17 protein-coding genes are annotated in these 26,029 nt (G+C 45.1%); 9 read left to right on the top strand and 8 right to left on the bottom strand.

Annotated features, from left to right (window positions below; translation table 11 throughout):
* Positions 1 to 5: 5 nt before the first annotated feature.
* The 6 genes from D1164_RS15805 to D1164_RS15780 form a co-directional block, all read right to left on the bottom strand.
* The gene (locus D1164_RS15805) at positions 6 to 1,019 is read right to left on the bottom strand and encodes a Gfo/Idh/MocA family protein (protein WP_119348438.1); all 1,014 of its coding nucleotides are present in this window, start codon (positions 1,017 to 1,019) and stop codon (positions 6 to 8) included.
* Positions 1,020 to 1,094: 75 nt separating this feature from the next.
* Positions 1,095 to 2,381 carry a lactate racemase domain-containing protein gene (locus tag D1164_RS15800; protein ID WP_119348437.1) on the bottom strand — a complete coding sequence of 429 codons (1,287 nt, stop codon included), beginning with the start codon at positions 2,379 to 2,381 and terminating at the stop codon, positions 1,095 to 1,097.
* Between the two features lie 137 nt (positions 2,382 to 2,518).
* Positions 2,519 to 3,601, bottom strand: coding sequence for a PfkB family carbohydrate kinase (locus tag D1164_RS15795; RefSeq protein ID WP_119348436.1), 1,083 nt, complete (start codon positions 3,599 to 3,601; stop codon positions 2,519 to 2,521).
* Between the two features lie 90 nt (positions 3,602 to 3,691).
* Positions 3,692 to 5,092, bottom strand: a complete 1,401-nt coding sequence (locus D1164_RS15790) for a Gfo/Idh/MocA family protein (RefSeq protein WP_119348435.1) — start codon at positions 5,090 to 5,092, stop codon at positions 3,692 to 3,694.
* Between the two features lie 57 nt (positions 5,093 to 5,149).
* Positions 5,150 to 6,007 carry an SDR family oxidoreductase gene (locus tag D1164_RS15785; RefSeq protein ID WP_241558245.1) on the bottom strand — a complete coding sequence of 286 codons (858 nt, stop codon included), beginning with the start codon at positions 6,005 to 6,007 and terminating at the stop codon, positions 5,150 to 5,152.
* The gene (locus tag D1164_RS15780) at positions 6,004 to 7,041 is read right to left on the bottom strand and encodes a substrate-binding domain-containing protein (RefSeq protein ID WP_262707158.1); all 1,038 of its coding nucleotides are present in this window, start codon (positions 7,039 to 7,041) and stop codon (positions 6,004 to 6,006) included. The genes D1164_RS15785 and D1164_RS15780 overlap by 4 nt, the downstream gene beginning before the upstream one ends.
* 301 nt (positions 7,042 to 7,342) lie before the next feature.
* On the opposite strand from D1164_RS15780, the gene D1164_RS15775 reads away from it, so the two are divergent.
* The 3 genes from D1164_RS15775 (at position 7,343) to D1164_RS15765 (ending at position 12,090) form a co-directional block, all read left to right on the top strand.
* A complete protein-coding gene (locus D1164_RS15775) occupies positions 7,343 to 9,541 on the top strand; it encodes a peptidase domain-containing ABC transporter (RefSeq protein WP_119348432.1) in 2,199 nt (732 codons plus the stop codon).
* A 93-nt stretch (positions 9,542 to 9,634) separates the two neighbouring features.
* Positions 9,635 to 10,945 carry an HlyD family secretion protein gene (locus D1164_RS15770; RefSeq protein WP_119348431.1) on the top strand — a complete coding sequence of 437 codons (1,311 nt, stop codon included), beginning with the start codon at positions 9,635 to 9,637 and terminating at the stop codon, positions 10,943 to 10,945.
* Between the two features lie 263 nt (positions 10,946 to 11,208).
* A complete protein-coding gene (locus D1164_RS15765; RefSeq protein ID WP_119348430.1) occupies positions 11,209 to 12,090 on the top strand; it encodes a tetratricopeptide repeat protein in 882 nt (293 codons plus the stop codon).
* A gap of 72 nt (positions 12,091 to 12,162) precedes the next feature.
* Here the strand turns inward: D1164_RS15765 and nhaC are convergent, their stop codons facing one another.
* The gene (gene nhaC / locus D1164_RS15760; RefSeq protein ID WP_119348429.1) at positions 12,163 to 13,629 is read right to left on the bottom strand and encodes a Na+/H+ antiporter NhaC; all 1,467 of its coding nucleotides are present in this window, start codon (positions 13,627 to 13,629) and stop codon (positions 12,163 to 12,165) included.
* A 310-nt stretch (positions 13,630 to 13,939) separates the two neighbouring features.
* Here nhaC and D1164_RS15755 point away from each other — a divergent pair, with 310 nt between their 5' ends.
* Positions 13,940 to 18,985, top strand: coding sequence for a hypothetical protein (locus D1164_RS15755; RefSeq protein WP_119348428.1), 5,046 nt, complete (start codon positions 13,940 to 13,942; stop codon positions 18,983 to 18,985).
* Between the two features lie 33 nt (positions 18,986 to 19,018).
* Here D1164_RS15755 and D1164_RS15750 read toward each other — a convergent pair whose 3' ends face one another.
* Entirely contained in the window at positions 19,019 to 19,714 is a 696-nt protein-coding gene (locus tag D1164_RS15750; RefSeq protein WP_119348427.1) for a hypothetical protein, read from the bottom strand.
* Between the two features lie 256 nt (positions 19,715 to 19,970).
* On the opposite strand from D1164_RS15750, the gene D1164_RS15745 reads away from it, so the two are divergent.
* From D1164_RS15745 to D1164_RS15725, 5 genes are all read left to right on the top strand, one after another.
* Positions 19,971 to 20,960, top strand: a complete 990-nt coding sequence (locus tag D1164_RS15745) for a GntR family transcriptional regulator (protein WP_119348426.1) — start codon at positions 19,971 to 19,973, stop codon at positions 20,958 to 20,960.
* Positions 20,961 to 20,962: 2 nt separating this feature from the next.
* Entirely contained in the window at positions 20,963 to 22,237 is a 1,275-nt protein-coding gene (locus D1164_RS15740; protein WP_119348425.1) for an MFS transporter, read from the top strand.
* A 6-nt stretch (positions 22,238 to 22,243) separates the two neighbouring features.
* Positions 22,244 to 23,410 carry a uroporphyrinogen decarboxylase family protein gene (locus D1164_RS15735; RefSeq protein WP_119348424.1) on the top strand — a complete coding sequence of 389 codons (1,167 nt, stop codon included), beginning with the start codon at positions 22,244 to 22,246 and terminating at the stop codon, positions 23,408 to 23,410.
* Positions 23,411 to 23,421: 11 nt separating this feature from the next.
* Complete coding sequence (locus D1164_RS15730) at positions 23,422 to 24,840, top strand: Gfo/Idh/MocA family protein (RefSeq protein ID WP_119348423.1); 1,419 nt, start codon at positions 23,422 to 23,424, stop codon at positions 24,838 to 24,840.
* A gap of 185 nt (positions 24,841 to 25,025) precedes the next feature.
* Positions 25,026 to 25,859, top strand: a complete 834-nt coding sequence (locus tag D1164_RS15725) for an HAD family hydrolase (RefSeq protein ID WP_172594320.1) — start codon at positions 25,026 to 25,028, stop codon at positions 25,857 to 25,859.
* Positions 25,860 to 26,029 lie beyond the last annotated feature (170 nt).

The raw sequence follows: 26,029 nt of genomic DNA, 5'->3' as shown, positions 1-26,029 counted from the left end.
TTCTTTTAGCTATTGGACCTGTGCGGTTCATAATAGTTTTTTACCATTTCATCCAGTACGCGGCTTGTGCGGGCGCCAGATACGCCTGTGCTTACGCATTTTCCTGTCCCGCGCAGCTCATCTACCACTTGTTGTACCAGGTTTTGGGAGATATGCTCCGGGTTGCTGAACCCCATTTCTACTATCCCGTCATTTGAGTTGATTTTGACGTTGCCATGCGTGAAACAGGGAAAGACAATGGTTCCTTTTTCTCCTGTAATGGTGATTTCATCCTTTTCCGAAGACTCATCGCACACAAAACACCAGCTTCCGCTGCCGGTGACTCCCGATTCATGTTTCCAGGTTCCAACAACAGTATCTTCTGCAGGGTAGAGGCCAGCCATATTTGATGCTATTCCGGACACCTCCTTTACCGGGCCCAACAAAAAATCGAGGTAATCGAACTGGTGAGATGCCAGGTCGAAAAAATGGCCACCTCCGCTGATTTCCGGAAAAACATGCCAATTCATCTCTTCAGGCTTCGAGCTTTTTTCCGTCGCCGGCTTATGCAGTTTAATATTTACCAGCAACGGTTTCCCAATCGCATCCGACTCAATCAGTTCCTTTACCTTCAGAAAGGCGGGTAAAGTTCTGCGGTAGTATGCGGTCCAGATGGGCATTCCGGTTTCTTCTGACACCTTCAGCATTTCGAGGCATTCGCTGTAATTCCGTGCCATCGGTTTTTCCACATACACCGGTTTCCCGGCGCGCATAGTTTCAATGGCATACCGGGCGTGGGAGTCGGGTGGGGTAGCAATGTACACCGCATCCACTTCCGGATCGTTGATAAGTTCCGAGGCATCGGAAAACCACTTTTGCACGTTGTGCCGGTGTGCGTAGTCTGCTGCTTTTTCTGCATTTCGTCGCATAACGGCCACCAGCCGGGAATGTTCGATTTTATAAAAAGCGGGTCCGCTTTTCTTTTCTGTCACATCCCCAACGCCGATAATGCCCCAGCGGATTGTATTGAGTTGTTTCATATTGAGAGGTCTCTGTAACCGTTTTTCCGTGTTGTCAATCTCCCGAATCGTTATTCAATCTACGTTCAATCCTTACTAATATTCGAACCTGTCTTTGAAGGCCCACAAGCCAATCGCAGGATTAGAAATGTAGAAAATTTCCTCTCCGTCCGGCATTGTGTTAAAGCCATCTTTCATTTTCTCCGGATTGTATTTTTTCATTACTTCGTCGATATCGGCATAGTTAAAACCAACACCTTCGATTTCCTGACGGGTCAGATTTTCCTTTCCTTTTCCCGGACAGTAAGTAATGCTGAACCGTCCTTCGGAAGAACCGTGAATTAAGTGAGCTGCAGCACTGAGGTTGCCACGGAGATCTTCATTTTCTTCCACCATTTTCAGGGTGTGTGGCGTTCCCAAATATCCATATTTTCGGATGAGCCTGTCAATCTCCTTGTCTTCTCCAAATTCCATAAGCGCCGGCGCCAAAACAATCAGTTCACCGCCATTGGCCAAAGCCATCCGGGTGCGGTACACACTTTTATTTCCCAGCCAGGTACTTTTAAATTCGGTGGGGTCCAGCCAGACAATCACTTTTTTTAATGGTTCTTCCACCATCTTAAAGTTAACCTGAAGAGAGAGCTTCGCGGCCTTGTCAAACACATTGAAATCGTCGCCGATAAAAAGCCCGTAGGTTTGCAGTTTGCCTTCTTCGTTCAGTCCCACAACAGTTTGAACATAGACAATGGGAAGGTGCGATGCAAAATGTTCTGACGCATAGTTGAAAATTTTTCGTACGGGCGTATCAGCGCGGCCCATCATTTTTTCCATGCCGTATGCCGCCCCAATGAAGTGGCTTTTGTTGATGCCCTCGGAACCACCGGTTCCCACAAAAATATTTTTGTTGTAGTTGGCCATTCCAACCACTTCGTGGGGTACCACCTGCCCGATAGAAAGAATAAGGTCGAAACCCCCTTCTTCCAACAGTTTGTTTACCTGTACCGGCCATTCATAATCCACGGCACCCTCAGAAACTTTTTTTACATATTCGGCAGGAACCATTCCCAGGGTAAGCACATCGTTGCGCCAGTCGTGGTCCCGGAAAAGATTCCGGGGGGTACTGCCAAACATGTGACTGATTTGAGGATCAGTCATTGGCGTATGCGTGCCAAGCGCCGGCAAAATATCCGTCAGTTTATCCCCCAAATATTGCCAGGCAAATTCGGTCAGTTCACCGGAACGTGATGGCAACCGGGTATAATCTGGCGGAATGGCCAGTACCTTATTCTTTTTTTCAATTTTATCTAAGGCTTCAAACAATCCTTGTTTCAGATCTTCTGCTGTTAGAGCAGTGTTTATTGAGCCTTTTTCGTAAAGTATCATTATCTGTATTTTTATGTATCGAAATAAAAGGAGAGAGCAACAGAAAATAGCAGGCAGTTATACTGAGTAAAAACACAGTTTCATTCTACTGAATGAAGACTGCCTGCTACTACAACTAACTGATAACTACTGTCTGTTTACCTCTTTACCCGTGCATTTCCTTTCCAGATACTCCAAACCATTTCCTCGTCGGCTGGCTGGGCATAATCTGTAAGGAAAGTAGCGGCCATGGCTCCGGAGGCCCATCCAAACTGCGGCCATTTTTCCGGTTCCCAGCCTTTTAATATTCCGTAAAGCAATCCGCCTACGAAACCATCTCCACCGCCAATGCGGTCGAGTACATTGATTGTACGTGGTTCAATCACCTGCCAGTTATTTTCACCTTCCAGCATAATCGCTCCCCACAAATGCTCGTTTACGCTTACCACCTCCCGCAAGGTAGTGGTAAAAACCGATGCATTAGGGAATGTTTCTTTTACGCGGTTAATCAAACCTTTGAACCCTTCGATTTTAGCTTTAATGCCTTCGCCTCCAGCTGGAGGTCCTTCAATACCAAAACAAAGCTGAAAGTCTTCTTCATTTCCGATAAGGATATCAGTAACCGAAGCAATTTCAGTGAAGTTTTCGCGGAGCTCCTTTTCACGGCCTTTCCAGAATGAGGCGCGGTGGTTCAGGTCGAATGAAATTTTTGTTCCGTGTTTTTTTGCCGCCCGGGCCAATTCAAGGCAGAACTGGCTGGTTTCGGGAGAAAGTGCCGCAATCAAACCTGAAATGTGAACAATTTTAACGCCTTCTTCCCCAAAAATCCGTTCGAGATCAAAGTCTTTTACATTCAATGTACGCCCCACTTCACCTGCACGGTCGTTTTGTACACGCGGTCCGCGGGAGCCAAATCCACTGTCAGCAATGTTGAACTGATGCCGGTATCCCCAGGGATCTCCCTGTTCTACCTCCGGGCCTTCGTAATCCATGTGGCGCGATTTCAGGTTGCTTTTGATAAACTGTGCTACCGGGCTTCCTTTTACAAAAGTGGTTAACACTTTCACCGGCAACCCGAGGAAAGATGAAACACTGGCTACGTTTGTTTCGGCGCTGGTAGCCTGCATCATATACATATTGCTGCTATGCACCGGCTGCCCGTTTACAGGCGTTATTCGCACCCCCATGCTTGTTGGCACCAGTATGGAGTATTTGGCATCATTTTTTAATTCTAAGCTCATTTTATTTACTTTTTAAATCATTGTTAAAGGTTCGTTTGCGTTCACGGTTTCAGACTGAAAAGAAGGGGCACAAAAATGACCCCTCACTGTTTATGCTCCCCTTGTTGGGTGAGGTTTGATATCTGTCAGCTCTTCAATTTTTACCGGACGCTGTTGGTCGATGGACTTGCGTGCTGCGATTCCAATCAGGCACGACATGGCGCCGTCACGTGTTCCGGCCGAATGTTTATACGGATCAGCCATATTGGGATCACGGAAGATTTTGTCTTGCAAACGCTGGTCACCTCCTCCATGGCCGCCCTTGGAAGCTTCAACCTTAACCATTTGATAGTCGGGGTCGAAGTTTTTCATAACAAAGATCTCATCGTATCGTACTTCGCCTTTCCCGCTTTGGTTCATTTCGGCAGCATGGAGCTGCGACTGGTTGATTTTATCCTGCCTGCGCCATGGAATGTCTTCCCACGACTCAATACGACCGTCTTTTCCGTTGAATGAAATGCGCCACCCTTCGTAGGGAGAGTAAGTTGTAAGTGAGTAATTTACGACAACATTGTTGGCGTATTTGATTTGAGCCGACATTTTATCGAAGATGTCAATGTCTTCGCGCCACAAACAATTGTCGCGAATGTATCCGTCGTATTTTTCGTTCTTCACATAAAGATCCATGGAATGTTTGTCCTTGGTAATGTCCCAGTAGTAATCGCATTTATCGGTGTAGGCACAGTTCCGGCAATTGGCTCCCCTGAAGGGATGGTTTTTTCCGTAATGTTCCAGAGCACCATAAGCGGTTACCTCCACCGGGTCGGAATCGATAAGCCAGTTTAGCAAATCGAAGTGGTGGGTGGACTTGTGTACGAACAAACTCCCGCCTTTGTCGCGTTCACCATGCCAGCGTCTGAAGTAAGATGCTCCATGATAAATATTCAGGTACCAGTTGAAATCGACCGAAGTGATTTCACCTACCGGCTTTTTGGCAAGTTGTTCCTTAATGGCAGTAAAAAGGGTTCCGTAACGGTAATTGAATCCTACGGTACACTTTCTGCCGGTCCGTTTTTCTGCATCGATGATGACCTGACATTTATTTTCGTCCGTGGTCATTGGTTTTTCTGTCAGTACATCTACGCCCAGTTCCATGGCCCTGACAATGTATTCGTGGTGGGTTGCATCTACTGTCGTAACAATCACCAAATCCGGTTTGGTTTCCAACACCATTTTGTCGAAGTCAGAATAAACAGGGCATTTAACTCCCATGTATTTTTTTGCAAATTCAAGCCTTCCGGGATTGATGTCACACAATCCTACAAATTCAACAATGTCACTGTAGTTATCAACAATTCGTTTGCCCCAGAAACCGACACCGCGGATGCCTGTACCTACAAGGACTACTCTTTTTTTAGAACCGGCGGAAACAGCAGCTCCTACCGGGCTCGAAAGCATAGAAACACCGGCAGTTGCACCGGCGGTTGTGGTTAGAAAATCTCTTCGTTTCATAGTATAATTTTTTAAGTTTCGAGTTCGAAGTTTAAAGCAAAGGTTTACAGGTAATGATTATACTCCTCCAAATGCGCTGTAACCGCCGTCAACAGGGATCACAATACCGGTAATAAAACTTGAAATATCTGAAAGCAGGAATAACGTAGCCCCTTGCAGATCTTCCGGTTCTCCAAATTTGCCCATAGGCGTATTGTCCACAATCTTTTGTCCGCGCGGAGAATAGTTGCCGGTTTTCTCGTCCATTACAAGGAAGCGGTTTTGATGGGTGATAAAAAAGCCAGGAGCAATGGCATTTACCCTAATGCCCACTTTGGCAAGGTGAACAGCCAGCCATTCAGTAAAATTATTGACAGAGGATTTGGCTGCCGAATAGGCCGGAATTTTTGTGAGCGGCTTGTACGAATTCATGGAAGAAATGTTTAGCACCACCCCTTTTTTAAGTTTTAACATATCCTGGGTGAAAACCATGGTTGGAAGAACGGTTCCTTTAAAGTTGAGTGCAAAAACTTTGTCGAATCCTTCCATTTGCAGTCCGTAAAAAGTATCTGCGAGGTTGTCGATGTCCTTTTCCTGCATTTGTTCCACTTTGGTAGTGGCCTGCGGGCTGTTTCCACCTGCGCCGTTAACCAGGATGTCGATTTCTCCCAGTTGCTCGTTAATGATAGCTTTGGCCTGTTCCAGTGATTCCTTGTCGAGCACATTGGCAGCAACACCAATCACCTGTGTGCCGGTTTCAGCTGCTATTTCCCCAGCTACTTTATCCGCTACTTCTTTGTTAATATCGGCAATGGCAATTTTTATTCCCACCGAGGCCATGGCTTTTACCATGGCACTTCCTAACACTCCGGCTCCGCCGGTAATTACGCATACTTTCCCTTTCAGATCGTCAAATGACATTGGCTTCATCATCATATTTCTTTTTTAAATTCTTTGTAATAATCTACGTTCTCTTTGGTTACGATGTCGATGGAGGTGTAGTTTTTATCGGAAGTAATCCTTTTTTGCACTACATGTCGGAATAGTTTGTTGATGGCATTGTATCCTTGCTCTTCAGGGCGCTGGCAGATTAAAAACTGAACGATATCTTTTTTCAGATATCCGACATTTTCTTTCAGAAGGTCGTGTCCAATTACCTTCAAATCATGCATTCCATATTTTTCAATTAATTGCCCCACATAAAAAACTTTTGAGTTGGTAACAAATATCCCTCTGATATTTTTTTTCTGAATGGTTTTGACTACCGGGTCCATCCAGTTTTCATTATTCGTGTCGGGCACCTCGGTTGTAAACAGCTGATGCATGTCCCTTTTGTTTTTGGAATACCAGTCGTAAAAACCCTTTTCCCGCTGCACCAGGTGGTTTTGGTTGTCCATCTCTTTGGCAAAATGAATAACCAGCACATTGCCTTCAGGAAGGATGAGGTCGAGTAATTTCCCGGATACCAGTCCGCTTTGGTAAGAGTTTTGACCGATGTATCCCACCTGACCGGCATTTTTTATTTCCGAGTCAATAAATACGAACGGGATGTTCAACTCCTTCAGTTTGTTAATAAATATCCCCGACTCTTTTTTGAAAAACGGGGCGAAAATAATCCCGTCGGGATTTAGGTCGATAACCTTTTGTGCACTTTCAACAAAATTTTTTGATTCGGTTTGACTAAAAGTAAAAGGTTGAACCTGAATTCCGTACTGCCGAAGTTCGGCGATGCGCTTTTTAACCCCCACCACCGGTTTTGTCCAGTAACCTTCCGGAGAAGGCGGCTCAGGAAACAGGGTGGCAAACAACGCCGATTTTTTCGATGCCAGGGTGCTGGCTAATATATTGGGCTTGTAGTCCAGTTCTTTTACAATTTGTAAAATTTTATTTTTAGTTTCTTCAGCCACTTCACCCCGGTTGTGCAACACCCGATCAACCGTACCGATGGAAACCTTCGCTTTTTCGGCAATGTCTTTTATCCTTATTTGTTTATTCGTTTCTATAATTACTTAATTTTAAATGTATTAATGAATTTCATTAACGTACCGGGATACAAATCTAAAGAAAATTTCAAATTTTTCGTGTTCGTACACGGAAAAAATAAAAACAAAATGTTTTGGAACATTGCTTTATGTTTTTATAAACGTAGTTTTGGTCTTGCATTTTACAATAATCCCGAAACCTACAAGAGGCTGGCTTTTAAACGAAATCCGGAAATGAATCATTCGTTCTTTCTAAATTTTTTCTATCTTTCGCCTTCAAAACGTAGCTATGCCAAAATTCCCGCATTACCTGCAACCCGATGCTATGGACTGCGGCCCGACGTGCCTTCGGATCGTAGCAAAATATTTTGGGAAGCATTATAATCTGGAAACACTGCGGGAACTTACCTGGAAAACACGTGAAGGGGTGTCGCTGCTCACGATCAGTGATGCTGCTGAAAAAATCGGATTTCGTACCCAAGGGGTGCGCATCACGTTCGACCGGCTGATTGAAATCCCGCTTCCTGCTATAATCCACTGGAAGCAGAATCATTTTGTGGTTTTATATAAGATTAAGAAGAGGGGGAGCAAGTTTGAAATTTATATTTCGGATCCTGCACACGGATTATTAAAATATACACAGGAAGAGTTTTTAAAATTGTGGGGTTCTACGCAGCAAAACAATGAACCTGCAGGTATTGTCCTTTTGATGGAACCCACTTCTGATTTTTACGTGGAAGAGGGAGAAAAGGTAAATAAAACCGGTTTTGGTTATCTTTTTTCATACCTCAAACCCTATAAAAAGCTCATTACCCAGTTGTTGCTCGGATTTCTTACAGGTAGTATTCTGAGCCTTATCTTTCCATTTCTTACACAGGCCATTGTGGATGTGGGTATCTCTACCAACAACCTTAATTTTATTGTGTTGGTACTTATTGCGCAGTTGGTTTTAACCGTAAGTCAGACAGCGGTGGGGTTCATCCGAAGTTGGATTATGCTCCACACAAGCGCCCGGGTGAGTATTTCGCTTATTTCCGATTTTCTTATTAAGCTGATGAAACTGCCCATCCGCTTTTTCGATACCAAACTTATCGGCGACCTTCGCCAGCGCATCGAAGATAATCAGCGTATTCAGAACTTTCTTACCGGAAACCTTATCAGCATGTCGTTCGGCATCTTTATTTTTGTTATTTACAGTTTTGTAATGGCTTACTACGACTGGATTATTCTGTTGATTTTCTATGTTGGTAGTGGTTTTTATGTGCTGTGGATTCTCATGTTTCTGAAAAAACGAAAGGAAATAGATTATAAACGGTTTAATGTGGCATCGGCCAATCAAAGTAATGTTTACCAGTTGATTACCGGAATGCAGGAGATTAAACTGAACAACTGCGAAAAACAAAAACGGTGGGAGTGGGAACGTATACAGGCCAGCCTTTTCCGGGTTAGCGTACGTGGGCTGATGCTGAACCAAAACCAGCAGGCAGGGTCCATTTTTATCAATCAGGTAAAAAACATTCTTATTTCATTCATCGCTGCCAAGGGGGTGGTTGAAGGGAATATGACCCTGGGGATGATGATGGCCATACAATATATTATTGGTCAACTGAATGCTCCTCTCAATGAATTTATCAGTTTTATCCAGGCTGGGCAGGATGCTAAAATTAGTCTGGAACGGCTGGGTGAGATTCATCAGCGTGAAGACGAAGAAGACAAGGATGTGCCGAAAAATTATGAGTTGCCTGTACGAAAAGACCTTTCCGTTACGGGAGTAGCTTTTCATTACGAAGGCCCCAAATCACCGAGAGTGCTGAATGATATTAATCTGGTTATTCCGGAAAATAAAGTAACGGCCATTGTGGGCGCCAGCGGTAGCGGAAAAACGACTCTCATCAAACTGATGCTTGGATTTTATCCTCCTTACGAAGGTAAAATTGAAATCGGAGGCATCGGACTGCAGCAGTTCAATATGGAAATGTGGCGCAGCAACTGCGGGGTGGTTATGCAGGACGGCTTTATTTTTTCCGATACCATTGCCAATAATATTGCTGTGGCCGACGACTTTCCCGACCGGGAGAAATTACGCCGTGCCGTGGAAGTTGCCAATATTGGCGAGTATATCGAAAGCCTTCCTCTGCGGTACAATACTAAAATAGGGCAGGAGGGTACCGGTTTGAGTCAGGGGCAGAAACAGCGGATTTTAATTGCCCGCGCTGTGTACAAAGATCCGCGCTACCTCTTTTTCGACGAAGCAACCAATTCTCTCGATGCCAATAACGAAAAAGTGATTATGGAAAATCTGGCCGGTTTTTTTGAAGGCCGTACTGTCATTACCGTTGCACACCGGCTGAGTACTGTGAAAAATGCCGATCGCATCGTAGTGATCGATAAAGGGGAGATTGTGGAAACAGGTACTCACAGCGAGCTGGCTGCCAAAAAAGGTGCGTATTACGAACTGGTAAAAAACCAGCTGGAATTGGGGAATTGAGAAATTGAATTATTATGGAAAAGAATTGCCTGGCAATTGAAAAAATAAAATATTAACAGAGTCGTGGTTTTAACTATTTAACAGTGTGAAAATTTGCCGATTAATAATGAAATAGAACTCCGTTCCGACGAGGTGCAGGAAATACTGGGAACTCCGCCACGATGGATTATCCGTTGGGGAATTACCATCATATTACTGGTGGTGATCGTTTTACTTGCAGGAAGCTACTTTTACAAGTATCCTGATCTGATTCCCGCCCGCGTGACCATCCTTTCTGAAAATCCGCCGGTGCAGATTGTGGCAAAAGCCAATGGCAAACTTGACCAGCTTTTTGTAGAAAACAATCAGCAGGTAGTTAGCGGGGAAATACTGGGCGTTATTGAAAATACAGCCAATTACAGTGATGCTTACCGGTTACTGGAAAAGCTTGACACTATTGAAACGTGGTTCCACACTCCAAAAAAATTTAATGAAATTTCTTTTTCTGAGAATTACAGCCTCGGACAGTATCACTCTTATTTTTCTTCGTTTGTGAGCCAGTTACGAAGCTACCAGACTTCCCTTATATTTAATCCTTTCAACCAGCGTATTGAATCGTTGCAAAAGCAGGTGCGGGATTACCGGAACTTTTTCGAAAAATCACGGGATCAGATTGTGGTACTCCGGCAGGATTATGAGCTGGCATTTAATCAGTTTTATCGCGATTCAACACTTTACAGGCAACAGATAATGTCGGAGGTTGACTATGAAAGATCAAAGGCTGCCATGTTGAAACAAAAATATGCCTGGCAGAATGCCCAGGCGGCTCTTGCCAATACGCAGATTACAATGAACAACTTGACCCAGCAGATCCAGGAACAAGAGGTTTTGAGAGCCGAAACAGAAAGTCAGTTGCTGGCTGCATTGAAAGAAAAGTACGACAACCTTGTCAATGAACTTGCTGCGTGGGAACAAACTTTTATCCTGAAAACACCCATTGCAGGACAGGTCACTTTTACCAATTTCTGGAGTCCCAACCAGTATATTTCTTTAGGGAATGTAGTGTTTACTGTTGTGCCCAATCAGGAACAGACTATCATCGGGAGGGCGATTGTGCCCATTGCCGGCGCCGGTAAAATTGAAACGGGGCAACGTGTAAATATCAAACTCGATAATTATCCGCATATTGAATATGGTATTGTTTCCGGACAAGTAGTAAATATTTCGAAAGTGCCTGTAACCACGGAGGAAGGAGCTTTTTATACTGCGGAGATTTCACTGGTCAACGACCTGACAACAAACTACGACCGTGAGCTTCCGTTTAGCCAGGAAATGCAGGGGGTAGCTGAGATTGTTACGAAGGACCGCCGGCTTATCGAACGGTTGATTGATCCACTAATTTCTATAGTGAAGGAGCGGTTGTGATTGTGTAAAGATGCTGCTTTGTATTCTGTTACTTATTAAAATCTGTCTTTTATTAAAGTTGCCTGGGGAAGTATTGTGTTGTGTTTATGATGCGCTGTTGGCTCTTCCGGTTTACTGCGTTTCACACAAGCCATTGCTTTTTTTGAGATCCATTCAGGGTTGGAGATATTTCACTTGGCACCCATGACTTTTTATGTGAATTTATTTTGGGGAAGATAAAACGGCAAATTATTTTAGCTTTGCCGCCCTAAACATCAGAAAACATGAAGACGGGTAATTTTTTGCTGATACTTTTTATTCAGATTACAATTGGTTGCGGAACATCGAAAAACCTGACATCTTACAGGGAAAATGCACAAAATGCAGAGGCCGCAGGTAATTATGCAGAGGCTGTTGTAGCATGGAAAAACTATTTCAGTCAGTCTTCGCCGGAACAAGGTTTGGAAGGCGATGTGTATGCTCTGGCTGCCAAAACTGCTTATAAAGCCAGTGAGACAGAATTGGCTGTCAGTTGGTTTGACCAGGCCCGGTATCGCAATTATGCCGATGCTGAAATGTATTCGATACTGGCCGAAATTTTCAGGGAACAGAATAATCTTTCAAAAGAACTTTCGGCATTGGAGTTTTTGGCGGATAATTACGATACAAAAAATCCGGAGGTGAGCAGCCGCCTGTTTTCAATTTATTATGAAACGGACATGGGAATGAAGGCATTGGATGTATGGGAGAAAATGCCGACAGAGACGAGAAGCACTGAGGAAAATCTTGAAAAGTGGTTTCTGTTAAATAAAAAGCTGAACAATGAAGAAGTATGCGATTCGGTAAGTCTCGTTTTGTTGGGACAAAATCCGGATAATATAGAAGCCCTTGACTGGAATGCCAAAAAGATTTACAACCAGACGGAAGAACACTATCAGCGGGAGATGGCAAAATATGAAAAGAATAAGACCCGGCGTCAGTACAGGCTTCTTTTAGATGAGTTGGACAAGGTAACTGCCGATTTTAAAAAAGCGCTGGAATATTTTGAAAAACTTTGGGAACTGGATTCAGGCTCCCGGCGCGAATACGCCAGTTATATGGCCAATATTTATGTCAGGTTCAACGAGGAACAGAAAGCAGTGTATTACCGGCGTTTTGCAGAATGACGGGTTTTTGAAGATTTGTTCAGCTGTTCTTTTCGGAGAGAAATGGATATGATTTGAAACGCAATGTGCGGTTTAGTCTACTTTTACATCCGGCACTGCAGAGGTTGTTTCCCCCTTTATAATCCTTCTGATTTTTACATTCAGGAAAGCAAACAAAATAGTCATGATGGGGCTAATCAGGTTAAAAAAAGCATAAGGCGCATAAGCGAAGGTATCCACTCCCAAAACCCTTGACTGGGTAGCCCCGCATGTGTTCCAGGGGATCAGTACAGAGGTCATTGTTCCGCTGTCTTCGAGCGTCCGGCTCAGTACTTCGGGTTTTAATCCTTTTTCTTCGAATGTTTTACGGTACATCCGGCCGGGCACTACAATGGAAATATACTGGTCGGAAGCTGTGATATTAAAAAAGATGCAGGTCCCCACAGTAGATGCCACCAGGCTTCCGGTACTTTTTGCATATTTTACAATTGGCTGTGTAATACGACGCAGCAGGCCTGCAGATTCCATCACACCCCCGAATACCATAGCCGACAGAATAAGCCAGACGGTATCAAGCATTCCCCGCATGCCCGAAGTGCTCAGCAGTTCGTTCACATCCTGGTTGGAGGTAGTGACTGATATATTGCCAAACATGGCCTGCATTACAGAAATGTAGGATGCCTTGAGGTAATCTTCAGCAACGCCGGAAACTTCCCTGATTATTTCGGGTTGAAATAGAATGGCAAAAATGCCTCCGAGAAGTGTTCCTGCCAGCAATGACGGCAGGGGTGGAACTTTCAGAATGATGATAGTAATCAAAATAACCGGCACAAGAAACAGCAGGGGGTTGGTGTTAAAAGTACCGTCGATAGTTGCCTTTACCGTTTCAATATTTCCCAGGGCGCTGGTGTAGTCACTACTGAGCCCGATGGCAAGGAAAATAATCAGGGTCAGGGTCATCGAAGGAACGGTCGTGTAAAACATGTATTTTATGTGGGTGAACAAATCGGTTCCGGCCATGGCAGGAGCCAGGTTGGTTGTGTCGCTCAGGGGAGAAATTTTATCGCCAAAATATGCTCCGCTAATGATAGCCCCTGCCACCACTGCTTCGTTTATTCCCAGTGCTTTGCCAATTCCCAGTAATGCCACACCAATGGTGGCAATGGTAGACCACGAACTGCCGGTGCCCACACTTACAATGGAGCTCACCACCACAGCCGTGAACAGGAACATTTTAGGGCTAATGATGTCCAGCCCGTAATATATCATGGCGGGAACCACGCCACTAATCATCCATGTTCCGGCAAGTGAACCAATCAGCAATAGAATTAAAATGGAAGGCATTGCCGAACCAATGGTGCTTACAATTTTTTCCCTGATTTTATTCCACGAAACTCCCAGCCGGATAGAAATAATTCCTGCCAGGGAAGCAGCCAGCAACAGGGCAATCTGGTTGGAGCCTGACAATGTATCGTCAAACAGGATTACATTGGAAGTTAACAGGACAATCAGTATCAGGATAGGAAAAATCGCTGTAAACAGGCTTGCTTCACGCTTCATTCAAAAACAGTTGTTCAGTTAATTGTTGCAATGTAATGGATTCTCTGCAATATCTGATTATACAATCTTTATAAAGTCAGTTAAGTAAGGTAATATTTCAACTATCCGGACTAAAGAGAAATTTCTTTTGGAGAATATTGACAGGGTTTTGAGGTCTCGTTATACCGACAAAAAATGAGATAGTTACAGGCCTGGATTTTATTTTTCTGAAGTAAATACAACATTAGGAAAAAATCATTTACCCAAATTAAAACAAAAAAATAATTAATTGTTTCTATTTTCGTTTTGGTTTTATTGAAGGTTTGTATGTATGAAACGAATGTATCTGAAAATCATATTTTTCATTTATTTCCTGACTTGTTTTGAACTTTCCTTGATTGCACAGAGAAGCAACGGTCTTACCGTAGAAGGAACGGTAAGTGTGGAGGAAGGTTCGGTGGAGGGAGCAGTGATTCAAATGTACCGGGACGGACGCCGTCTTGATAATTATGGAATCGGCCCCAACGGAAACTACCGGGTGGAATTGAATTACAGTCATGAATTTACCCTTGTTTTTTCCAGGGATGGAAATTTCCCGCAAAAGATCGTGGTCAATACGAATGTTCCGCGTGAGGTATTACTCTCAGATCCGCTTTTCCCGCCGTTTCCGGTAAATATCAAATTGTTTACGGAAATCCCCGGCATCGATCGCACTTTCTCCGAAAACACAGTGATGAAAATTTACTACAGTAAACAGGTGGATAATTTTATTTCTGATCTGTATTACAATGAAGCGCAGATTAAACACCTGATCGATCAGGCCATTCTGCAATCTCAGCGGATTGGAAAGGAAGCCGATTTCCTGGCGAACCTTACCAAGGCAGAGTTGGCAGAACTCAGAAAAGAGTACGATCAATTGATAAAAGAGGCAGAAGTTGAATATCAAAAAGAGGAATTTCTTTCAGCGTTGGACGGTTACAAGGCAGCCAGTAAGATTTTTCCCAAAGAACAATATCCGAAAGATCGCATTGCCGAAATCAACGATTTACTTGGTTTGCTAATGGTGGCCGAAGAGATGCAAACGGCGCTGGCTGAAAGGTTGGAGAAATTAATAGGCCGGGCCGATGCATTATATGCTGAAAAAAAATATTCCGAAGCCCGCAATGCCTACCGGAGAGCTTTGTCTGTGGATCCTGCAAACCGCCATGCGCAACAAAGAGTAGAAGAGATCAATGCCATTATCAAACAGCAACAGGCAGAACAGGAATATCAAAATTTGATTGCACAGGCCGACAATTCGTTTAAAGAGTTGCTCTATGTTGATGCAAAGAATGCGTATGAACAGGCATTGCAACTGAGAGAAAATGAAGCGTACCCAAGACAAAAAATCAGTGAGATAAATGATATTCTGGCAAAGCAGTCAGAAAATGCCGAAAAACTGAAAAGTTATGAGGAATCCATTTTTCAGGCGGAGGTGAATTTCGAAAAGCAGTTCTACGAACGGGCCATTTCCTTTTATGAAAATGCACTGACATACAAACCGGGTGACAATGTTGCCACGCAAAGGATTCAGGAGATTAAGGACTTGATGAACGAGCTGGCTAACCGTACGTTGTATGATCGGCGGATAAAAACAGCCGACCGGGCATTTCAACGGAAACAATATCCGGAGGCGCTGGCCGAATATGAACACGCAACTGAATTGTTACCTTCTGAAGAATATCCACAGAAACAAATAGAGAGAATAAATGAAATTTTTGCTGAAGAAGCCCGGTTGAAGGCTGAAGCAGAGGCTGCAGAACTCGCTCGTCTCGAAGCTGAAAAATTGGCACTCGAAGAAAAGTATAAGCAAACCATTGATGAAGCGGATCGCCTTGCTGAAAACGATGAGTTGGTGGCTGCAGTCGGGAAATTCAGGGAGGCGCTCGATGTAAAACCTCAGGAGCAATATCCCATTACGCGGATTGAGGAAATCAGGGGAATGATCAGCAGCAGGCAAGCCGCACAGGAAACTTATGATGCAGCTATCGCCCGCGCAGACCGGGATTTCCAGCGTGAAGCATTTGATGAGGCGAAAGCCGGTTACACCACCGCACAGCAGGCCAAACCGTCAGAAACCTACCCGTCGGAACAGCTGGCTAAAATCGACAGCATTGTGGAAACCCGCGCCCGTCTGGCTGCCGAAGCCGAAGCCGCAGAACTCGCACGTCTCGAAGCTGAAAAACTGGCACTCGAAGAAAAGTATAAGCAAACCATTGATGAAGCAGATCGCCTTGCTGAAAACGATGAGTTGGTGGCAGCAGTCGGGAAATTCAGGGAGGCGCTCGATGTAAAACCTCAGGAGCAATATCCCATTACGCGGATTGAGGAAATCAGGGGAATGATCAGCAGCAGGCAAGCCGCACAGGAATCTTATGATGCAGCTATCGCCCGCGCAGACCGGGATTTCCAGCGTGAAGCATTTGATGAGGCGAAAGCCGGTTACACCGCCGCACAGCAGGCCAAGCCGTTAGAAACCTACCCATCGGAACAGCTGGCTAAAATCGACAGCATTGTGGAAACCCGCGCCCGTCTGGCTGCGGAAGCAGCAGCTGCAGAACAAGCTAAACTTGCCGCATTGCAGGCAGAAAAAGACCGGCAGTACACTGTTGCCGTTTCCCGTGGCGACAGCCTGTTCACCCTGAAAGAATACGAACCTTCACGGACAGCTTACCAGTCGGCATTGCAGGTAAAACCGGAAGAGACCTACCCGCAGCAACGTATTGATGAGATTGACCAGATAGTGGTCCAATTGGCTAGCGCGCAGGCAGCTTATGATGCAGCTATCGCCCGTGCAGACCGGGACTTCCAGCGCGAAGCATTTGATGAGGCAAAAGCCGGTTACACCACCGCACAGCAGGCCAAGCCGTCAGAAACCTACCCATCGGAACAGCTGGCTAAAATCGACAGCATTGTGGAAACCCGTGCCCGTCTGACTGCCGAAGCCGAAGCCGCAGAGCAGGCTCGCCTGGCTGCGTTGCAGGCAGAAAAAGACCGGCAGTACACTGTTGCCGTTTCCCGTGGTGACAGCCTGTTCACCCTGAAAGAATACGAACCTTCACGAACTGCTTACCAGTCGGCATTGCAGGTGAAACCGGAAGAAACTTATCCACAACAACGTGTTGATGAGATTGACCAGATAGTGGCCCAACTGGCTGGTGCGCAGGAAGCTTATGATGCTGCCATCGCCCGCGCCGACCGGGACTTCCAGCGCGAAGCATTTGATGAGGCAAAAGCCGGATACACCACCGCACAGCAGGCCAAACCGTCAGAAACTTACCCGTCGGAGCAGCTGGCTAAAATCGACAGCATTGTGGAAACCCGTGCCCGTCTGGCAGCCGAAGCCGAGGCCGCAGAGCAGGCCCGCCTGGCTGCTTTACAGGCAGAAAAAGACCGGCAGTACAGAGTGGCCGTTTCCCGTGGCGACAGCCTGTTCACCCTGAAAGAATACGAACCTTCACGGACAGCTTACCAGTCGGCATTGCAGGTAAAGCCGGAAGAAACCTACCCACAACAACGGATTGATGAGATTGACCAGATAGTGGCCCAATTGGCTAGCGCACAGGAAGCTTATGATGCAGCCATCACTCGTGCAGACCGGGATTTCCAGCGTGAAGCATTTGATGAGGCAAAAGCCGGATACACCGCCGCACAGCAGGCCAAGCCATCAGAAACTTACCCGTCGGAACAACTGGCCAAAATCGACAGCATTGTGGAAACCCGCGCCCGTCTGGCTGCCGAAGCCGAGGCCGCAGAGCAGGCCCGCCTTGCTGCGTTGCAGGCAGAAAAAGACCGGCAGTACACAGTGGCCGTTTCCCGTGGCGACAGCCTGTTCTCCCTGAACGAATACGAACCTTCACGGACAGCTTACCAGTCGGCATTGCAGGTAAAGCCGGAAGAGACCTACCCACAACAACGGATTGATGAGATTGACCAGATAGTGGCCCAATTGGCTAGCGCGCAGGAAGCTTATGATGCGGCCATCACTCGTGCAGATCGGGAATTCCAACGTGAAGCATTTGATGAGGCAAAAGCCGGATACACCGCCGCACAGCAGGCCAAACCGTCAGAAACTTACCCGTCGGAACAGCTGGCTAAAATCGACAGCATTGTGGAAACCCGTGCCCGTCTGACGGCCGAAGCCGAGGCCGCAGAGCAGGCCCGCCTGGCTGCTTTACAGGCAGAAAAAGACCGGCAGTACAGTGTGGCTGTTTCCCGTGGCGACAGCCTGTTCTCCCTGAAAGAATACGAACCTTCACGAAATGCTTACCAGTCGGCCTTACAGGTGAAACAGGAAGAGGCCTACCCGCAGCAACGGATAGATGAGATTAGAGATATTTTGCAGCAAATGGAGTTGGCCCAACAGGAGCAGGATCGAATAAACAGGGAATATCAAAATGCTATTCGTTTGGCTGATCAACAGTTCAATGCACGAAATTACAGCGAGTCGCGGATAAATTATTCGAAAGCATTGGAAATGAAAGAAGAAGATTATCCGCGAGAGAAGATTGCTGAAATAGATCGTATCCTGGAACAGCAAAAGCTGGATGAAGAATACCGGACTATTGTTTTGGCAGCCGACGGGCATTTCCGCACGGAGGCGTGGAGTGAAGCAAAATCGGAATACGAAAAGGCGCTGGGTTTAAAACCGAATGAAAGCTATCCACGAAGTCAAATTGAGAAAATTGATAATCTTTTGATGCAGCAGCAGGAACGTGCGCTGGCAGAGCAACGCGCGGCAGAAGATATGGAACGGCGGCAAGCTGAAATTGAGCAGCGCCGTCAGCAAATGAGTGAACGGCAGGAAATGAGCGATGCAGGATTGGATCAGTTGTATAATGAATACATTTCCCTGGCAGACGGATTTTTTGATAACAAGCGTTACAATGTTTCCCGTGCCTGGTATTACAAGGCCTGGGATGTAAAACCGGAAGAAGCATATCCTCCTCAAAGGATAGCCGAAATTAACAAACTGGTGGGCGGATTACTGCTAAGTCAGCGCGACCGCGATTACCAAAGTTTTGTGGATCTGGCAGACTCTACGTTCCGAGCAAATCAATTGGCGGTTTCCCGCGGCTGGTATAACCGTGCGCTTTCAGTTAAACCCAATGAAGGTTATCCGAAAGAACAGCTACAGGCCATTGCCAACCTGATTGCCGAACGAATGGCCGGTCGTTCAGGAGAACAGTTCAACAGTCATATACAGAAAGCAACAGCAGCTTTTGAGAATGGAAATTACAACGTTGCCCGCTTTTGGTACAAAAAGGCTTTGGAATTACGGCCCGATGATGAGACCGCAAAAGAGGGGCTTCTGAAGATTGAAAATGAACTTAAGTAAGATACAGAAGAAGTTCCTGCGAGGTTCATTTTTCTACATCCATTTAAGAATCTGGGTTTTGATACATTTTAACAGGTCTGTATTGAGGTGGTCGGAATAAATCCGGATAATATCCTCCACAAACCCGTCAATAATAAATCCTCCCATGGCAGCGTCAAAAAGCAGGCAGTTGCTGTTGTTTCGAACGTTTTGGAACAATTCCTCAAATTTTAGTAATTCAAGGCGTTTGGGTACCTTGATGTACCCTTCGTTTTTTTCATTCTTATCGGAGTAGAGCCCATCGTCTGTACTTTTCAGTAAGAAGCATTTGTTTACTGTGACCACAGCCTCGTTTTCAAGGTCTACCTTTCGTGAGAACCTGACTCCCTGATTGATATAACATTGCTGCAACATTCCCACGTGTTGGTAATCAGGAAAATTGCGAATGCGAATAGCAGGTACCCGGTGATTTTTTAAAAGAAATATTGCACTGGCTACATTCACCTTGTTTTTAGCACAGATGTCAATGTTTTGAGTTAATCTGAGCGCTTCCTCAAGGGTGTAATACCTCTCGGTAAACAGGAAGAGAGAGTTGGGCTTTGGCTTGTCAGGAATCCGTCCATAGTAACCGGAGTAGGGGTGGTCGGCCTCGGCTACCGTGGTATGATCCAGTACACTGCCCGTGAATTTTGCCAGGGATTCCTTTTTTGTGATCGACCCGCAAACTTTTAATGTTTTTCCCGGTTTCATGGCTTTTTTTATTTATTGAACAGAAGTTTATCGATTTTACCTGTTTTATGCACAAAAAGTTACGATAAATGGCAACAGAAAAGCATGTTTTAGAAAAGGTCATTGAGCCTTCTTTTTTTAGTTTAAAATCATTCTAAATTATAAGTATATGTTTTTTTAAATCTATTAAATTCATATACTTGAAAAGTATAACAGGGTAGCACAGTTTATTTTTTGTAGTATAGATTTGGCTTCCCTTTATCAACCTGATAACTATATGAACCGACAATTTGGGACACCGTCGAAATCAGACAGGATAGTAGCTGAAATCATTGATCAAATTCGGGAAGGTAGTCTGGCAAAAGGACAGGCAATACCAAGCATTAATGCTGCCTCTGAAAGATACAATGTTGCACGGAAAACGGTTGTCCGGGCCTACCAAAAGCTTGCCGATCAGGGGTTTATTGAATCGCATCACCGAAGAGGCTTCTTTGTGGTTGACCGACAACCGAATGCAAAGCTCAAAGTGTTATTGCTTTTGCATAGTTTTGAAGCTCATTTTGAAATACTCTACAATGAATTCCGGAAACAGGTAGAAGGGTTGTGTGAGATCGAAATTTATTTTCATCACTATAATCCGAAAATTCTTGAATTGATTATCAGCCGAAATATTTCGGACTATGATATGTATATTATTTCTTCTTTTAATCATCCTAAAGTTTCGAATATAATTGGCCGGATACCGGCAGGTAAAGTTTTGATTATTTCCCGAAACGACCGGTTAGGGAATAAATACAATACGATTGTCCAGGATTTTTTTGAGGGCACTTATCAGTCGTTATGCTCAGCAAAAGAACAGATTGCAAAATACAGAAATGTGCAATTAAGTTTTCCGGAAAAAGGGGGACATCCGGAAACTCTAAAAAATGCGTTTTTGCAGTTTTGCAATGATTTTTCCGTTCCGCATAAAATAGTGAATTCACTGGAGAACAAGGAAATCGGGAAAGGAGATGCTTTTTTGGTCATCGACGATTCCGACCTGGTGAAACTACTCAAGGTTTGTAAAATAAGAGGTTGGGAACCAGGCCGCGATGTGGGGGTTCTTTCGTATAACGAAACCCCTCTGAAAGAAGTCATCAGAAACGGAATTACTGTTATCTCCTGCAACTTTGGGGAAATGGCGGCTGAGATGGCAGCTTTTATAAAGAACCGGATCTCCGTTCAAAAAATAATACCGATAAAATTGATAAAACGAAATTCTTTTTAGAAATGCAGACATCAAACAAAAAAACCAACTTTCGCTGGGTAATTGTCACCCTTTTATTTTACTCCACTACTATCGTTTATTTCGACCGGGTTATCCTGGGAATCCTGGCTCCTTTCATTACGGAAGAAATCGGATGGAGCGAACAGGAATATGGGTATGTGGTTTTTGCTTTTCAGTTAACGTATGCGATCGGGCCCCTGTTTATTGGCTACGTCATTGACCGCTTAGGAACCCGTTGGGGATTTTCGCTGGCGGTGATAGTGTGGGCATTTTTCAGTTTGTCACACGCTGCTGCGCGCAGTTGGCTGGGGTTTGCCATCGCACGTTTGGGACTGGGAATCGGGCAGTCGGCGAATTTCCCGGCAAGTATTAAAACCGTTGCAGAATGGTTCCCGCAAAAGGAAAGAGCATATGCCACAGGTGTTTTTAACGGAGGATCCAATATTGGACAGGTGGCGGCACCGCTACTTATTCCTGTTGTGCTTTATTTTTTTACTTCGTGGAGGTATGTATTTGTGTTGTCATTGGTATTAAGCGCTGTCTGGCTGGTGTTATGGCTGATATTTTTTAAATCGCCCCGGGAAAGCCGGTTTGTCAATGACGCAGAGCGGGAATATATCCGAAGTGACAGCGGCGATCTGGAAAAAGTGAAAGTACCGTGGAAGAAGCTGGTGAAATACCGCCAAACCTGGGTGGTTGCATTGGGCAAACTGTTTGCTGACCCCGTGTGGTATTTTTACCTTTTTTGGGGAGCGAAGTTTTTAAATGCCCGGTTCGGTGTGGAATTAAAAGGTTTGGCTTTGCCATTAATAGTCATTTATGTTTTGGCTTGGGGGGGCGGGATGGCAGGTGGCGCTGTGTCCTCGTTTCTGCTGAAAAAGGGGAAATCTCCCAATTTCGCCCGGAAAATAACGATGGTCGGGACGGCCTTACTGGTTTTGCCGGTAATGATAGTTCCTTTTGTCGATTCGCTTCCGGTTTGTGTGGGGCTGATTGCCCTTGCTGCCGCTGCCCACAACTCATGGTCGGCCAATATTTTTACCATCGCTTCCGACCTGTTCCCAAAAAAAATTGTCGGTTCGGTTATCGGGTTTTCTACCACGGTGAGCTCCATTGCGGCCATGGGAACGGCTTTGCTTATCGGTTATGCTTTAAATGAATCGGGTGTCGACGGCTATGTGTTTCCGTTTGTAATTGCTGCATTTGGCTATCTCGTCGGAATACTGGTTATCCATTTGTTATCGCCTGGAATGAAACCTGTTTCAATCAACAAATAATTAATTATGAATTCAAGAGAACGGATTTTTAAAGCGCTGAATCATGAGGAACCGGATCGGGTTCCCTATGATTTGGCAAGTTCAACCTGGACAGGAATTACCAACACAGCATATCAGAATCTGCGGAAATTTTTGGGAATGGAGCCCGAAGAGCCGGTTTGGTCCGATGTGATTCAGCAGATTGTGATTCCTTCCGAAGAAATATTAGACCGGTTGAATGTGGATGTGCGCGGGGTTTTCCCGTTGACAAGCCACAACTGGGACGTCTGGGCAAAATTGAAAGACAAGGGCGATTTTTGGGAATATTTTGATGAATGGGGATTTACCCACCGGTTCCCCAAAAACGGCTTTTGGTTTTCCCTGGTAAAAAGTCCGATGGACGAAAGTGATTTTTCAGAAAGTGATATTGTCGGAAAATACCCCTGGCCTAATGCCGGAGATAAGCAACGTTTTGCCGGGCTGCGCAAAAAAGCAATTGAGTACCGGAATAGCGATAAAGTGGTTTTTACGAAAGGGCTGTGTGCCGGGTTGTTTGAAATGCATCAGCGCGTGAGGGGAATGGAGAATGCCATGCTCGATGCGTTTATGTTTCCGGAGAATTCGGATAAACTGATCGGAAAACTGGCTGATTTGAAGATTGAGTTTTGGGATGCGTTGTTAGACGAGGCCGGGGATGTGGTTGATATTATTGGCGAAGGCGACGATTACGGTACACAGCAATCGCAATTGATCGATCCGGAGCATTTCAGAGCGTATTACAAACCTCATTTTATGCGGGTGCTGGACTTTATTAAGAAGAAAAGTCCTCATCTGAAAATCATGTTTCATTCCTGCGGAAATGTGCGCCCCATTCTTCCCGACTTAATTGAAATGGGTGTGGATATATTGAATCCCGTTCACGTTAGAGCCAATGGAATGGAACCGGTACAACTAAAAAAAGATTTTGGCAAAGACCTTGTTTTTTGGGGCGGGGGAGTAGATACGCAAAACGTTTTGCCAAATGGTACGCCACAAAATGTGAAGGATGACGTAAAACGAAATATTGAAGTGCTGGCGCCTGGCGGAGGTTTTGTATTTAATACGGTACATAACATTCAGGCCGAGGTGCCCCCCGAAAACATTATGGCAATGTGGGAAGCGTTGCAGGAGTTTGGAAAATATTCGTATGCTTAAATTGATTAATTATGGAACGAAGAAAATTTATTCAAAAAACGGCAAAGGGTGCAATGGCTTTGGGCGCCGCACCACTTATTTTTTCGAATTCAAACTGGAAGGGTGCCAACGACCGGGTGAACGTGGCAGTTATCGGTATCCGGGGAATGGGGCAGTCACACATCCGGGAATACCAAAATTTAAAGAATGTTGAAGTGGCCGCTTTGTGCGATGTAGATGAAAATCTTTTTGCCGGGCGTGTAAAAGAATATTATACCGATAAAGGTTTGCGAAAGCCAACGCTTTATAACGACATGCGCAGGCTTTTTGAAGATAAATCAATCGATGCGGTCTCGGTAGTCACACCGAACCACTGGCATGCCCTGGCCGGAATCTGGGCTCTTCAGGCCGGGAAACATGCCAGTATCGAAAAGCCATCGTGCCATACCATTGAAGAAGGGCAAAAGCTGGTGGAAGCAGCAAAAAGATATAACCTCGTTGTTCAGGACGGAGCGGAGCAGCGCAGTAATCCGGGCGCCCAATCAGCGGTTCAGTTTATGCGCGATGGCAAGCTGGGAGAGGTTTACCTGGCGAAAGGAGTGTGCTACAAATGGCGCGATTCAATTGGCAGGTACCCGGATGGTTATATGGCAGAGGGCGAGAAATATGCCAGCACAGTGAATAGTACCTCCTGGATTGAGCCGTTTACAAAAGAGTACATGGAGAAAGTGAATTACGATATGTGGCTGGGACCGGCGCCCAAACGGCCTTTTAACCGTAACCGTTTTCATTATAACTGGCACTGGAACTGGGACTATGGAAACGGAGACCTGGGAAACCAGGGTGTTCACGAGATGGATATTGCCCGTTGGGGATTGGGGGTGAAAATTCCTACAAGGGTGAGTGCCATGGGAGGACACCTTCTTTTTGACGATGCCCAGGAGACCCCAAATGTATTGATGGCGGTATTTGAATTTCCCAATCCGGAAGGTGGAGGAGATAAAAAGAAAGTGATGCAGTTTGAAGTGAGGCACTGGATGACCAACCCGGAAGGAAATAATCTGGGGTCGGGCGAGAGTTTGAAAAACACCTATATGACCAGTTCTTCCAACGTGATAGGCAATATTTTTTATGGCTCGGAAGGTTACATGCTGAAGGATGTATCAGGCTGGCAAACTTTTATGGGAAAAGAGAGAGAGCCCGGTGCTTCCGGTGCGGGCGAGGGGAACCACTATCAGAATTTTGTGGATGCCATCAGGGCAGACGATCCGGGGTTGCTGACAGCGCCTATTGAAGAGGGCTTTTACTCCTGTGCGTTAATTCACCTTGCTAACATTTCTCACCGGCTGGGGCGTACCTTGAATATCGATCCGGTAACTTTCAGTGTTATAAATGACGAGGAGGCCAACCGGATGTTTTCGAAAGAGTACAGGAAACCTTATATGCTGTAAGAGAAAATAGTGTAATGTCCTGCCAGTACCCGGAATCTTTTCTGCGAAGTTGCAGAAGATTTGAATACAGGTAATGCGGTGGAATATTTATTTTTTGTTCTGACTGAACAAGGTATTTTATGACCTGGGGGCAGTTCGGAGAAAAAAAGTATTCAATAAAAAGCATTATTTTTGGGCTTATGGACATGAAAAATATAAAATTGGTAGCAACCGATCTCGACGGTACTTTTTTGAAAGACGACCGTTCAGTGAGTCAGGAAAATTTGAGGGCGCTGCACCTGCTGGGGAAAAAGCAGATTGTTAGGGTGGTGGCCACCGGCAGAAACTTGCGGAAAGTTACCGAGGTGATTGCCCGCGATGTGCCGTTCGACTATATTGTTTACTCTTCGGGAGCCGGTATTTTCGACTGGAAAAAACAGGAGCACATTTTCCATCAAAATATCGGACAGGAAACCGCCAGCCACCTCGTCGAATATTTCAGGCAAAAGGATTACAACTTTTATGCTTTTGCTCCCGCCCCCGAAAATCATCGGTTGTGGTATCACAAAGGCACGCAGGATTGCGAAGAATTCAACCGCTATTTTTCATTTCATAATTCATTTTCGGAACCACTGCCTGAAAATGGAAAGTGGGAAAGCGGGCTTTGCCAGTTTATGCTGATTATTCCGGAAGACGATTCCATTTTTGAACAAGTAAAAAATGAAATTGAGGGACAACACAATGAAATCAGGGTAATCCGTTCTTCTTCGCCTGTTACCAAAGGGTACATTTGGGTGGAAGTTTTTCACCGGGAGGTTTCAAAAGGAAATGGGGTGAAACATGTTTGCAATTTGCTTCATATCCATCCCGGCGAAACATTCGGTATTGGAAACGATTATAATGATCTCGATTTGCTGGATTTTACAGCACATTCGTTCCTTACAGAGAATGCACCAGAACAAATTAAAAGCCGGTTTCATGCTGTCCCTTCCAACGAAGACGATGCCTTTGCCCACGCTGTTCAACCCTTACTGGAATAATTTGTTGTAATATTTACCGGAATTTGACTACCTATTTTGAAATGTAGTATTTATGTTATGAAACGTGCCGTGAGTGAAGTTTTTTCATGCAGTATTATTTTAAGAATGTCAGGTTCCTATGCTGCATGTACAAGCCAAACAGGCATGTTTTATTATTGTAAATCAACAAT

The sequence above is a fragment of the Mariniphaga sediminis genome, assembly GCF_003573545.1.
GTDB lineage: Bacteria > Bacteroidota > Bacteroidia > Bacteroidales > Prolixibacteraceae > Mariniphaga > Mariniphaga sediminis.
Note: the sequence above shows the minus strand (reverse complement) of the source record. Positions and strands in the feature narration are given on the sequence as shown.

Excerpts from the sequence above, each read along its gene's own strand:
- D1164_RS15805 (WP_119348438.1), bottom strand. The coding sequence starts at position 1,019 with ATGAAACAACTCAATACAATCCGCTGGGGCATTATCGGCGTTGGGGAT.
- D1164_RS15800 (WP_119348437.1), bottom strand. The coding sequence starts at position 2,381 with ATGATACTTTACGAAAAAGGCTCAATAAACACTGCTCTAACAGCAGAA.
- D1164_RS15795 (WP_119348436.1), bottom strand. The coding sequence starts at position 3,601 with ATGAGCTTAGAATTAAAAAATGATGCCAAATACTCCATACTGGTGCCA.
- D1164_RS15790 (WP_119348435.1), bottom strand. The coding sequence starts at position 5,092 with ATGAAACGAAGAGATTTTCTAACCACAACCGCCGGTGCAACTGCCGGT.
- D1164_RS15785 (WP_241558245.1), bottom strand. The coding sequence starts at position 6,007 with ATGATGATGAAGCCAATGTCATTTGACGATCTGAAAGGGAAAGTATGC.
- D1164_RS15775 (WP_119348432.1), top strand. The coding sequence starts at position 7,343 with ATGCCAAAATTCCCGCATTACCTGCAACCCGATGCTATGGACTGCGGC.
- D1164_RS15765 (WP_119348430.1), top strand. The coding sequence starts at position 11,209 with ATGAAGACGGGTAATTTTTTGCTGATACTTTTTATTCAGATTACAATT.
- nhaC (WP_119348429.1), bottom strand. The coding sequence starts at position 13,629 with ATGAAGCGTGAAGCAAGCCTGTTTACAGCGATTTTTCCTATCCTGATA.
- D1164_RS15755 (WP_119348428.1), top strand. The coding sequence starts at position 13,940 with ATGAAACGAATGTATCTGAAAATCATATTTTTCATTTATTTCCTGACT.
- D1164_RS15750 (WP_119348427.1), bottom strand. The coding sequence starts at position 19,714 with ATGAAACCGGGAAAAACATTAAAAGTTTGCGGGTCGATCACAAAAAAG.
- D1164_RS15745 (WP_119348426.1), top strand. The coding sequence starts at position 19,971 with ATGAACCGACAATTTGGGACACCGTCGAAATCAGACAGGATAGTAGCT.
- D1164_RS15740 (WP_119348425.1), top strand. The coding sequence starts at position 20,963 with ATGCAGACATCAAACAAAAAAACCAACTTTCGCTGGGTAATTGTCACC.
- D1164_RS15735 (WP_119348424.1), top strand. The coding sequence starts at position 22,244 with ATGAATTCAAGAGAACGGATTTTTAAAGCGCTGAATCATGAGGAACCG.
- D1164_RS15730 (WP_119348423.1), top strand. The coding sequence starts at position 23,422 with ATGGAACGAAGAAAATTTATTCAAAAAACGGCAAAGGGTGCAATGGCT.
- D1164_RS15725 (WP_172594320.1), top strand. The coding sequence starts at position 25,026 with ATGAAAAATATAAAATTGGTAGCAACCGATCTCGACGGTACTTTTTTG.